We start from the raw sequence: 11,293 nt of genomic DNA, 5'->3' as shown, positions 1-11,293 counted from the left end.
AGTAGCGAGACATCATTGCATTCAGGTGAACTCAGCACCTGACCTAGGTTGCTGAAGTTCACCTGAACTATTGACAGAGCGATTATCAGAAGGTGTATGCAAGACCCAGGGTTGCACCCCAGGCATTGTCGCGTTCAACAATTGAAGAGTTTTCTATTTCATCACCAAGCCATACATAACTAGCACTGCTCACTATCTGCCAGCTTTCACCCAGAGGAACCATCATCTCTACACCGACATAAGGATTAAAGGCGGCATCGGCCGTGTATGCAGCACGGCTAGCGGTTGCTTCAGAACTACGTACACCAAAATAATAGTCAGCGTAATCTTCATTCATATAGATAATGCCGGCCTTAGGCGTCAGATAAACCTGACCTGCAATATCAAAGCCCTGACTATAGTTAACGTCCGCAACAAAACCTTTATGCGTATCGGATACATCGTGCAATAGTGAGCCACTTACCGCTCCCTGGCCTATCTGATATACCGCTGTCATCCCCAGGTCCACACTCATATCCCGATCTGACATACCGGAAAAGAACTTAGAATCATTACTATCAAAACCTTCCCCTGCAGACGCAAGAGTGGCGTATAGACTCAATGGAGATTCATCATTTCCCAGAACTCGATAGCTAATACCCTCCACTCCAACGCTCAGATCTTCACCCTGATACTCTACAAATAGCAGCGGTGCTGAATCATCTTTGAAGTCTTTATAAGGGGATTTAAATACAGAACCGCCTGCGCCGATTGTAAAATCGCCGGCACTTGCAGACAGAGCTGAACAAGACAGGATTACTGCAGCGGAAATTGGTAATAGAATTTGTTTCATTGATTAGTCTCATCGGTTGTTTGATTTCGATGAGACTATTGTGACGGGAGGCGTGCGCTGACAGTATCGTCAAGCTGTATCGGATTGTATGAGCTATGTAAGCAGATTGTATATGCGAAGGAATTTACAGATCACTACCCGATAGCGTTTAGGGCAGTGACCGTACCAATGGCAGATAGATTTCGATGCGGGCTCCCCCCAAAGTGGATTCAGAGATCTGTATTCGCCCCCCATGCTGCACGATGATCTCTCGCACGATCGACAGCCCCAGACCATGTCCACCTGATTCGCGGGTACGAGCATTGTCTACCCGTTCGAAAGGTTCAAACACTCTTTCTCTGTCTGCATCAGGTATGCCGACGCCATCATCCTCTACGCAGATGACCGCAAAGTCGGTTTGCTGACTAACACTGATTTTAATACGCTGTTGCGCAAATTTATCTGCATTACGGATCAAATTTGTTAAGGCCCGCAGTATCAACCGTCCATCAAACTCAATAACAACCGGCTCAACGGTTTCCAACGTTAACGATTTACGGCTGTTTCGCTCCAGCCCGGTATGCCTCTCCCGCAGCCATTGATTTAATTCGTGAGATTGAAATACTAAAACGTCTCCACCCGAGCGCTCCATTCGCGCATAACTCAATAGCTCATCCACCATCTGATCGAGCTCTGTCAGGTCTTCATCCATACCATTCACAAATTTATGATGCTCGGTAACATCAATGCCATGCTCCAGAAGCTCTAGCTGGCAGCGTAAACGAAATATTGGCGTACGCAATTCATGAGCAACCGCGTTTGTCAGCCGTTTATGACTGGCGATCAACTGCTCTACCCGTTCAGCCATCAGGTTAAACGCCCCACTTAAGCCACCTACTCTATCCCGGAAGCCCGCTGGAGCCCTGGCGGAAAAGTCACCTTCGGCAATGCGTATTGCCGATAGCTCAAGTTTTTTCAGTTTCCGATGCAACAGGTAAATAATGATGCCTAACACCAGCGCCGTTATAAGAAAGAAGCCGACTAAAGACGCCCGGTCAACTAGCTGGCTGGCTTGAAAAAACTCAGAGTCTTTATCCGGCGTTATCTCATAAACTTTATCGTTTACATTTAATTTAAAGTAGAGTCTGTTACTGTCACCCGACATTTCATTAAGTATACCCGGCTGAGGAATCGCTCTAATTTTTTCAGAGTTAAGTATTTCAGGGTCGGTAACTACATCAGCTAAAAGATCATTTAGCTCCGCCACGCGATTCATAGCAACATGCATCCGATCAGGTCCAGCTAGATTATGAATCTCCTGAAACATCTCCATATAACCAATAGTGGTCTGCGCAGTATCAACAGCATCCAGATCATAGAGTAGCGTCTTTGTCATAAAGCTAACCGTGAATAGCAGCGTAATAATCGCAACAATAACGCCGAGATACAGAGTAATAAAAAGCCTGGCCATAATTCCATCCAGATAGTTATTTGAAGGCGTAACCGGCTAAAAGTTACGTGTACTGAATATTCTGACAGCTTTGACCCGCTATCGTCTCAGTCATTTATGTATGGGTTTGTATGGAAGGAAGTGACATAACTAATCCCACTTATTAGAAACCAGCAGATAACCTTTGCCTCTTACCGTAATAATCCGGCTTGGCAGTGAAGGGTTATCATTTAGCTTTTTACGTAGCAAAACAATTTTATTGTCAATCGTACGGTCAACACCGTCGTACTCTATTCCCCGAGTCTGTTTTACCAGCTGATCTCGGGACAACACCTGATCAGCATTCGATGCCAGATACCAAAGCAGATCAAACTCACCGGGGGTAATGTTGACTAACTCTCCCTCTAGAAAACAGCGCTGAGTCAGTGGATTCAACTCCAGCCCACCCAGTCTCAACAAGGAGTCATTGTCATCTGAGATAGCCGTTTTCTCATCACTCTTTTCGCCGGTCGATTGAGAAGTATTGTCCTGTCGGCGCAGCAGCATTCTTATCCGAGCGAGTAAAACCCTTGGCTGCAGAGGCTTACAGACGAAGTCATCCGCGCCCATTTCTAATGCGGCCACCTGATCCATATCGTCATCGCTTGCTGTAAGAATCAGGATTTTACCTTTAAAAAGACTACGAACCTGGCGGCAAACACTCAGCCCATCCATACCCGGCAACATCAGATCAAGAATTAATAAATCCGGTTGAGAACGCTGTAGCATAGGTTCTGCATCAGTCCCCCGATGGCCCACTTCAACCTCGAAACCATTGCGGCTAAGGTACAAGCTAAGTAGCTCTGTCAGCTTCTCATCATCTTCAATCAGCAGTATTTTTTCTGACATCCGGATATATACCTATTCCCTTTTAACACGCCACTGTGTATTCGCATTACCGTTTAACAATCGAAGCTAAGAAAAGTCATTCTACAGAGCTGATCTAACGATCCAATTCAGTGATTCTAACACAAAGAAAACTAGCAGATAGCCTATGGTAGTAGGCGCCCGTTAGCAGATAACTACTTATCCTTCTCAGTACAAATTATCCAGCCAAACAAGCTCCAGCGACTCTCTCATACACAAAGATACACAGCAACGATATTGTCCGTTTCACTATTTCAGCACTATGGCTCAGGTTATCTATTAACAGAGACAGCCCTAGAGGCTTCCACCGCTATTAACAATATGAGATAGAGAAATGAAAATATTAATTGGCTTTATGTTCTGCATTATTCTGTCAGGTTGCGCTGCAAATATGGCAGCAAACGGACAAAATGGTCCTGATCTCAACCAGGTTAAACAACAATACTCACGTGCAGAAGTTGAACAGTTTTTGGGGTTACCAATCTCAGAAACGACAATGGCGAATGGACATAAGGTTGCGATCTACGACGTTGAAGCTAAGACAGATCCAAGTATTGCCCGAGCAGCGGGGCACGGAGCACTTGATCTAATTTCTCTCGGTTTATGGGAATTAGTTGGCGGGCCAATCGAGATGTATAACGGTCGCAGACAACAAGTTAAAGCGAGTTATGACAGTAAAAATCGGTTAGTTGATCTCACTAAACTTAACAGAACTGTTCTTTAAGGCACTTCGGATAGAAAGGTGGCTAGGACGGATCACATATGCGTACAAAGGCAATATAAAGCTCAACTGTCTGTCTCATTTGTTGGTCTTACTTACTGGTCTTATCGGCAAGCTTATTCAGGGCTGCCTGAAAGCCCTGAGCCGCTGAGCGCTGTAACCAGTGATCAGCTTGCTGCCGATCTTGTGGTTTACCCACGCCGGTTTGATACATCACAGAAATAGCGTATTGAGCTTCGGCATCACCTGCCTTAGCGGCCTGGATAAACAGTTCTGCGGCCCGATCAATGTTGCGCTCCACCGCCAGGCCACTTTCATAAAGCCAGGCCAGACGGGTGATCGCCCGAATATTGGGTGGCGTTGTTTCAGCCAGTATTTGCAACCTCTCTAATGCCTGCTCTGTTTCACCATTAATAAGTAACGCCTGTACTTCAGACATTGGGTCTGAAGGGTCGTTATTCTCCAAACCCGCCAGAAGGTCTGCAGCATCGCTATCACCATCCAGAGCAGCCACTGTTAACCAGTAATCGGCCTGTTCCGGGTCTTGAAAAGCGGTGCTATTCAGAAAGATAACACCAAGCTGATACGCTGCTGATCGACTACCCGCCTCAGCAGATTCCCGGTATAGCTTTAACCCTTTCATTAGATCCTGATTTACACCCACACCCTGGGTATACATGTTAGCAAGATTAAACAACGCTTCAGCTTTGCCCGAGCCCCCAATATTCACCCACATCTGCTGAGCCAGCTGATGATTACCCATCTTAAATTCAGCGTAAGCCATGTATAGCTGTATACGGGGTTGAGCATCGACAAACTCATCGGACAGTTCAGTATCAGTATTCGCATAATTGTTAGTCGAAAACAGAGAGATGGCCGCCATTAACATCAGTAAAACTGAGACTTTTCTCATGAAGCGCTCCTTTAGGTTGCTTTTTATCAGTTGCGCTTCTAGATGAAAGATCGGTTATTTAACGACAAACTTACCCACCATGCCTTTGTTCTGCAAACCATTCGCATAGAATTCATAGGTACCAGGCTTTACCGGAACAAAGTAGATTTCGGCACTGCCTTCATCTTCAAACTCTAACTCCGTCAGACCAACCGCTTTGATTTCCAATCCTCCGGCTTCAACTTTTCGCAGGTAGATCGAGGTAAAAAAATCTGGCGCTTGCAGGGCGTATTCTTTCTGTCCACTGGATATGATTTCCAGTTTATAGGCCTGACCGGTTTCCAACTCATAGATTTTCTGTGAAAAACTGTAATCACTCTCTTCGCTACCCATCACCAGATCGGGTAAGGCCTGAGGCTTACGAGTCAGGTCTCCTTTTGCCATTACCGTGCCACTTAAGGTCATCGCCAAGGTAACAATTGTTGCTGCAGCACTACTAGTAAATACTCGAATCATAGCTCTCACCTTTGGATTATCATTGCTTACAGCTAATCCTAAGCCGCTGACATTTTTAAAAAATAGTACTTCAGGACTAATTGATCGGTACTTTTCGCATATTTAATCCTTCTTCAGTACAACCTATTCTGAAAGACTAGTCTGTCGTGAATACTGAGCCCTGAGTTTATATATGCATCTATTAAAATTTTTCACCCTTATCCTAAGCCTTCAACTACTCAGCATAGTAGTGACTGCGGAAGAACAGGAAACCAGAATCGGTTTCCTGGCTTACCATCCTGATCAAGGGCCAGTATTGTCAAATTTGCTTCCAGAACCTGAAGACAGAGGGCTCAGAGGAGCCCAGCTGGGACTTAAAGACAACAACACCACCGGACGATTTCTGAAGCAGCACTACTCGCTAGAATCAGAACTGGCAGAAACACCTGAACAGGTTAGCAAAACCGTCACTCAGTGGTTGGACAGTGGTATCAGACTATTGATAACCGATCTCCCCAAAAAAGAGTTACTCACCGTCACAAAAATCGCCACAGAATATGGCGCCATCATTTTTAATGCGGGGAGTTACGCCAATGAGCTACGTACAGAAGCCTGTCCAACCAATACGCTGCACACCCTACCAAGCCGGGCAATGTTAACTGATGCTCTGGGACAATGGAGTACCGCCCGGCGTCTGCAACGCTGGTTACTGATCAAAGGCTCTCAGCCAGAGGATATTGCCTATTCTGAATCACTGAAGCGCAGCGCTAAACGTTTTGGCGTGAAGATTGTCGCTGAGAAAACCTGGAGTTTTGATACCGATCTGCGTCGTACTGCCCAGCGCGAACTCCCTCTGTTTACTCAGACTGATGAATATGACCTGGTTGTAGTAGCCGATGAACGGGGAGATTTCGGTGAGTACGTCATGTACAACACTTGGTACCCAAGGCCCGTTGCAGGCACCCAAGGCTTATCACCGGTTGCCTGGCACCGGGTTATTGAGCAATGGGGCGCAGCACAGCTCCAGAGCCGTTTCGAGAAACATTATCATCGCTGGATGAATAGCAAAGATTACGCGGCCTGGGCAGCAGTAAGAACCATAGGTGAAGCGGTGACTCAAACCCGTTCATCAGACACTGAAACACTCTTTAGCTTTATCAATTCTGACCAGTTTCAGTTAGCTGCCTTTAAGGGACGCAAGCTGAATTTTCGCAGCTGGAGTGGTCAGTTACGTCAACCGATTCCGCTGGTACAGCCTAGATCCCTGGTATCTCAGCCTCCTTTAGAAGGCTTTCTACACCCGGTTACAGATCTGGACACTTTAGGCTTTGACCGGCCTGAATCCAGTTGCACAGTGTCATTCAATACAGCAGTAAAATAACAATAGGATCTGTTTTTATGAAGCCCTTAAGATTCACTCTCAACTTGCTGGCGATCTCCGTGATAAGTAGTGCGCTACTTAGCTCCGCTGCCACCGCTGAGACCGCATATATTTCCAATGAAAAAGACGATACCTTGTCCATCATCGATCTTGATACGCTGGAGGTCACGGAGACTATCGATGTGGGTGAGCGGCCTCGGGGAATAATTTTTAGTCATGACCGTACTAAGCTTTATATTTGCGCCAGTGATTCCGACACCGTACAGGTAATGGATCTCAGCGATCACAGTATTATCGCTCAGTTACCCTCTGGCGAAGACCCAGAACAGTTCGCTCTGCATCCAGATGACCGCCGACTCTACATAGCCAATGAAGATGATGCATTGGTAACCGTTGTAGATGTTCAAACTCAGGAAGTATTAGCCCAGATAGATGTCGGTGTAGAACCGGAAGGCATGGCGATCAGCCCGGATGGTAAGTGGGCGCTAAGCACCAGCGAAACAACAAATATGGTGCACTGGATAGATACCGAGACCAATCAGCTGGTTGACAATACACTGGTAGATCAACGCCCTCGTCATGTTGAATTTAACAAAGAGGGCAGTATTGTCTGGGCCTCTTCAGAGATCGGCGGAACAGTCTCTATTATCGATGTCGCCAGTCGTAAAATTCAGCACAAGCTCAGCTTTAAAATCAGAGGAATTCATCCGGATAAAATTCAACCCGTTGGCATAAAACTGACCGATGATGGTAAATACGCTTTTGTCGCGCTTGGCCCGGCGAATCATATCGCTCTGGTGGACGCTAAAACCTACGAAGTACTGGATTACTTGCTCGTTGGCAGACGGGTATGGCATATGGATTTCAATGCCGATCAGTCCCGCTTACTCACCACCAACGGTATCAGCGGCGATATATCAGTAATAGACATTGAAGATATGAAGGTCATCAAATCGATAAAAGTTGGCCGCTATCCATGGGGGGTAAGGATCAAACCTTGATCCGGTAAATAACCATGAGCATTGAGATCCAAAACCTCAGTTTCAGCTACGGCCCCCGCACGGCGCTAAAAGAGATCAATCTAACGTTGCGGGAGGGTAACTTTAATGCCTTATTGGGGCCCAACGGCGCCGGTAAAAGTACCCTCTATGCATTGCTGACACGACTCTATGCCCTACAGTCTGGAAACATTACCATTGCCGGACGCAGTATCGCCCAACATCCGGCAGAGGTGATGCGCAAGCTCGGCGTTGTATTTCAACAGAGCACTCTGGATCTGGACCTGACGGTTGCGCAGAATCTCTATTATCACGCAGCGCTTCACGGCATATCCAAACGTCTGGCCACCCCAAGAATTACCGCCGAGCTGGAACGCTTTGGACTCAGTGAGCGCTTGCATGACAAAGTACGCAGTCTCAACGGCGGTCATCGACGCCGGGTAGAAATTGCTCGGGCGCTGCTGCACCAACCCACTATTTTACTATTAGACGAGCCCAGCGTTGGCCTAGACCCCTCTACCCGAATATCACTCAATACTCATATTCGACAACTGTGTCAGCAAGATCAACTCACCGTATTATGGGCAACCCACCTGATTGAAGAAGTTACAGAGGATGATTCGGTCACTATCCTGCATCAGGGTAGAATTCTAGCCAGCGACATGGTCAGCCGATTATGTAGACAGCATAATACCGCCAACCTAAACGATCTGTTTCAGAAACTTACTTGTCAAAAAGATACCGGAGAGCAACAGTGACTCTTAGAGATGGACTGATCTGCTTTAACGGTTTACTGCAGCGAGAGCTTTTACGCTTCGTGCAGCAGCGCTCGCGCTTTTTCAGTGCCCTGGTAAGACCCCTGTTATGGCTGGTGGTGTTTGCCTCAGGCTTTCGGGCCGCGCTGGGCATCGCTATTATCGAACCCTATCAAACCTATATCACCTATGAGGTGTATATCGTACCCGGCTTGTGCGCCATGATCATCCTATTCAATGGCATGCAAAGCTCTCTATCGATGGTCTATGATCGGGAGATGGGCAGTATGCGAGTTTTACTGGTCAGTCCTTTACCCCGCCCGTTTCTACTGATGGCAAAGCTCATGTCCACATCCCTAATTTCACTACTGCAAGTCTATGGTTTTCTGCTTATAGCATGGTTCTGGGGGGTTGAAGCACCGCTATGGGGTTACCTCACTGCGTTACCCGCTTTTCTACTAGTCGCAATGATGCTGAGTGCAATAGGGCTATTTATCTCAGCCAGGATAAAACAGCTAGAGAATTTCGCTGGTGTCATGAACTTCGTGATCTTCCCGATGTTCTTCCTTTCTTCTGCGCTTTATCCGTTATGGAAAATGCGCGAAGCAAGCGAGTGGCTGTACTGGATCTGCGCCTGGAACCCTTTTAGTCACGGGGTAGAACTGATTCGATTTGCACTGTATCAACAGGGAAACAGTGAGGCGTTAATCATTGTCGCACTAGTGACAGTGGTGGCTTCTGTACTGGCCGTCAGAGGTTTTCAACCTCAACAGGGGATGGGAAAACGTTAGTTTCACCCTTATTAGAATAGAAAACCACCCTGCCACGCCCTTGGCGCTTAGCTTGGTAGAGCGCCTGATCAGCACGTTTCACAAGACGTGTACTATCCTCACCGGCCTCCTGACGTATCGAAACACCGATACTACAACTAAGCTCGATCTCAATACCTGACAATTGAACAGGCTTCATCAACTCGTCCAATAAACGACTACTTAGAGCCCTTAATTGTTCGATGTCTTCTTCTGTCTGCAGCCTTACAACAGCAACAAACTCATCACCACCGATCCGACATGCCAGATCAGAATCACGTAAACAACGTTTGAGGCAGTTTGCCACTTCAATCAAGACAGCATCACCAATATCGTGACCATAGGTATCATTGATAGCCTTAAAGTGATCAAGATCAACAAATAGCAGCGCCGTGTCGGGAGCCCCATATCGATCTGCAGCCGCTAAATCACGGTCCAGGCAACTCATCAGAGTACGTCGATTACCCAGACCCGTCAGCGGGTCAGTTTCAGCCATAGACCGCAGTTGCTGTTCGAACTCTACCCGTTGGGTAATATCATTAAAGATAGCAATATAGTTTTGAACTTTACCGATAGGATCCTTATATGCAGTTATCGATAATATTTGAGGATATATTTCACCATTCTTGCGCTTATTCCAGATCTCTCCACGCCAAAAGCCCTGCGTATTGAGCCTCTCCCACATCTGCATATAAAATTCTTTATCGTGCCGTCCTGAAGCCAGAGTTCCTGGCGTATTACCGACCACCTCTGCCTCTTCATATCCAGTAATACGAGTAAAGGCACTATTAACTTTAAGAATGCGATTTTCCGGATCACAGACAGCGATTCCTTCATAGGCTGACTCCACAATAAGGCCACTGAGCTTCAACGACTCGGCAGTCTGGTGCAGCATCGCCTGCTGTTTATCGATATTATTCTGATAACGATGAAATCGTCTTTTTAACCAACGGCTATAAGACTGAGTAATAACAATCGCGAGCAACCCAATGATCGTCAGTACCAGAACCATGTTAACGCTACTCTGCCGGAGTTCACTATCAAGATTCTTCTGCTGCTTTGCTAACAGTTGATTTAACTCATCTTGAAATATCCCAGCTATCAAAATCCAACCTCTGTCATTCGCAGGGCTCACCAAAGACAACTTCTTGCTAGCTTCATCATCTCCTTGCCTATACCAGTCGTAAAACACAAACCCACCACCATTACGAGCAGTCTGAGTTACCAGTTCTGCTGCACGTCTGTTGACAAGATTTAAGTCTGCCAGATAGTTTTCGCCCTCTCTATCTGGAGCTATTCCACTGACCAGTAAATCCCCCTCTTGAGTGGCTATAGCAATAGAGCCAGTCTCTCCAAAGTGGATATTTCTTATATGATCGAAAATTCTGGGAACCAGATCTTGCTCAATCTGATGAATATAGTCTCCGGTGCCGACAATCCAGTTATAGGGCTCGAAAACCTCTGCATAAGCGATCTTCTGTTTCATCTGTCGATCATCACCGGGGGCATACCAACGATAAAAGGAAAAACCAGCACGTTGCTCATTTGACACCGCATCAATCAGCCCGCGCATAATAAAGTGGCCGGTATCGTCTTGATTTTCGAGTAATGATTTTCCTTCGAGATGGGGCGCTGTTGGTAAAAGCACAGCGGTGCCATCCATCTTGTCGATAAAGAAGTAGCCTCGCCCATCAAAGAAGCGAATACCCCTCAAAGCCTCAACCAACATCTGTTTCATCTCTTTATCAGAAAGTTGAAGATGGTAACGCTGATAAAGGGTATTCATTACCGTCAGGGCATAACGAGTGTGCATCCGAGATTGCTGTTCAAGCAGATCAGATGCTCCAGAAAGCATCTGATCAATCATATAACCCGCATCTCGCAACTCAGTTTTCAATCGGCTACGTTGCTGTTGAATGAGAGTTTCGCGAAGCGAGTTGAGTTGATGCTGATGGTTAGCTTTAGTATTGGTATAAAAATACGCACTCTGAGCAATCAGAAGCAAGATGACAATGAGAGAAATACCCCAAAGAAGCTGGGTAGGCAGTCGAGTCGAATCAACCTTTTGCAACATT

Annotated in this window: 11 protein-coding genes; 5 read left to right on the top strand and 6 right to left on the bottom strand. The window is 46.5% G+C overall.

Annotated features, from left to right (window positions below):
* Positions 1-85: 85 nt before the first annotated feature.
* From QZZ54_RS03330 to QZZ54_RS03320, 3 genes are all read right to left on the bottom strand, one after another.
* The gene (locus QZZ54_RS03330; RefSeq protein ID WP_290698550.1) at positions 86-832 is read right to left on the bottom strand and encodes a MipA/OmpV family protein; all 747 of its coding nucleotides are present in this window, start codon (positions 830-832) and stop codon (positions 86-88) included.
* A 148-nt stretch (positions 833-980) separates the two neighbouring features.
* Positions 981-2,282, bottom strand: a complete 1,302-nt coding sequence (locus QZZ54_RS03325; protein ID WP_290698547.1) for an ATP-binding protein — start codon at positions 2,280-2,282, stop codon at positions 981-983.
* Between the two features lie 129 nt (positions 2,283-2,411).
* Positions 2,412-3,149 carry a response regulator gene (locus QZZ54_RS03320; protein WP_290698544.1) on the bottom strand — a complete coding sequence of 246 codons (738 nt, stop codon included), beginning with the start codon at positions 3,147-3,149 and terminating at the stop codon, positions 2,412-2,414.
* Between the two features lie 352 nt (positions 3,150-3,501).
* Between QZZ54_RS03320 and QZZ54_RS03315 the strand changes: the two genes are divergently transcribed.
* Complete coding sequence (locus QZZ54_RS03315) at positions 3,502-3,891, top strand: hypothetical protein (RefSeq protein WP_290698541.1); 390 nt, start codon at positions 3,502-3,504, stop codon at positions 3,889-3,891.
* Between the two features lie 88 nt (positions 3,892-3,979).
* Here the strand turns inward: QZZ54_RS03315 and QZZ54_RS03310 are convergent, their stop codons facing one another.
* Both QZZ54_RS03310 and QZZ54_RS03305 read right to left on the bottom strand, forming a co-directional pair.
* Positions 3,980-4,801 (bottom strand): tetratricopeptide repeat protein, encoded by an 822-nt coding sequence (locus QZZ54_RS03310; RefSeq protein ID WP_290698539.1) that lies wholly within the window; start codon positions 4,799-4,801, stop codon positions 3,980-3,982.
* A 54-nt stretch (positions 4,802-4,855) separates the two neighbouring features.
* On the bottom strand, positions 4,856-5,296 hold the full coding sequence (locus tag QZZ54_RS03305) for a copper-binding protein (protein ID WP_290698536.1): 441 nt from the start codon (positions 5,294-5,296) through the stop codon (positions 4,856-4,858).
* Positions 5,297-5,468: 172 nt separating this feature from the next.
* On the opposite strand from QZZ54_RS03305, the gene QZZ54_RS03300 reads away from it, so the two are divergent.
* From QZZ54_RS03300 to QZZ54_RS03285, 4 genes are read left to right on the top strand one after another with little or no spacing between them, the layout of a single operon-like run.
* Positions 5,469-6,656, top strand: a complete 1,188-nt coding sequence (locus QZZ54_RS03300) for an ABC transporter substrate-binding protein (protein WP_290698534.1) — start codon at positions 5,469-5,471, stop codon at positions 6,654-6,656.
* A gap of 17 nt (positions 6,657-6,673) precedes the next feature.
* Positions 6,674-7,657, top strand: coding sequence for a YVTN family beta-propeller repeat protein (locus QZZ54_RS03295; RefSeq protein WP_290698531.1), 984 nt, complete (start codon positions 6,674-6,676; stop codon positions 7,655-7,657).
* 14 nt (positions 7,658-7,671) lie between these two features.
* Positions 7,672-8,412 (top strand): ABC transporter ATP-binding protein, encoded by a 741-nt coding sequence (locus QZZ54_RS03290; protein WP_290698528.1) that lies wholly within the window; start codon positions 7,672-7,674, stop codon positions 8,410-8,412.
* On the top strand, positions 8,409-9,200 hold the full coding sequence (locus tag QZZ54_RS03285; protein ID WP_290698525.1) for an ABC transporter permease: 792 nt from the start codon (positions 8,409-8,411) through the stop codon (positions 9,198-9,200). The genes QZZ54_RS03290 and QZZ54_RS03285 overlap by 4 nt, the downstream gene beginning before the upstream one ends.
* Here QZZ54_RS03285 and QZZ54_RS03280 read toward each other — a convergent pair.
* Positions 9,160-11,292 (bottom strand): cache domain-containing protein, encoded by a 2,133-nt coding sequence (locus QZZ54_RS03280; RefSeq protein ID WP_290698522.1) that lies wholly within the window; start codon positions 11,290-11,292, stop codon positions 9,160-9,162. The two genes, QZZ54_RS03285 and QZZ54_RS03280, sit on opposite strands and share 41 nt — an antisense overlap.
* Between the last annotated feature and the right edge of the window lies 1 nt (position 11,293).

It is taken from the genome of Amphritea sp., from assembly GCF_016744155.1.
Taxonomy (GTDB): Bacteria; Pseudomonadota; Gammaproteobacteria; order Pseudomonadales; family Balneatricaceae; genus Amphritea.
The sequence above is the reverse complement of the archived record's forward strand: the minus strand, read 5'-3'. Positions and strand labels throughout refer to the sequence as shown.

What these genes read in the sequence shown, in the direction of transcription:
- QZZ54_RS03330 (WP_290698550.1), bottom strand. Translation starts at nt 832, where the DNA reads ATGAAACAAATTCTATTACCAATTTCCGCTGCAGTAATCCTGTCTTGT.
- QZZ54_RS03325 (WP_290698547.1), bottom strand. Translation starts at nt 2,282, where the DNA reads ATGGCCAGGCTTTTTATTACTCTGTATCTCGGCGTTATTGTTGCGATT.
- QZZ54_RS03320 (WP_290698544.1), bottom strand. Translation starts at nt 3,149, where the DNA reads ATGTCAGAAAAAATACTGCTGATTGAAGATGATGAGAAGCTGACAGAG.
- QZZ54_RS03315 (WP_290698541.1), top strand. Translation starts at nt 3,502, where the DNA reads ATGAAAATATTAATTGGCTTTATGTTCTGCATTATTCTGTCAGGTTGC.
- QZZ54_RS03310 (WP_290698539.1), bottom strand. Translation starts at nt 4,801, where the DNA reads ATGAGAAAAGTCTCAGTTTTACTGATGTTAATGGCGGCCATCTCTCTG.
- QZZ54_RS03305 (WP_290698536.1), bottom strand. Translation starts at nt 5,296, where the DNA reads ATGATTCGAGTATTTACTAGTAGTGCTGCAGCAACAATTGTTACCTTG.
- QZZ54_RS03300 (WP_290698534.1), top strand. Translation starts at nt 5,469, where the DNA reads ATGCATCTATTAAAATTTTTCACCCTTATCCTAAGCCTTCAACTACTC.
- QZZ54_RS03295 (WP_290698531.1), top strand. Translation starts at nt 6,674, where the DNA reads ATGAAGCCCTTAAGATTCACTCTCAACTTGCTGGCGATCTCCGTGATA.
- QZZ54_RS03290 (WP_290698528.1), top strand. Translation starts at nt 7,672, where the DNA reads ATGAGCATTGAGATCCAAAACCTCAGTTTCAGCTACGGCCCCCGCACG.
- QZZ54_RS03280 (WP_290698522.1), bottom strand. Translation starts at nt 11,292, where the DNA reads ATGTTGCAAAAGGTTGATTCGACTCGACTGCCTACCCAGCTTCTTTGG.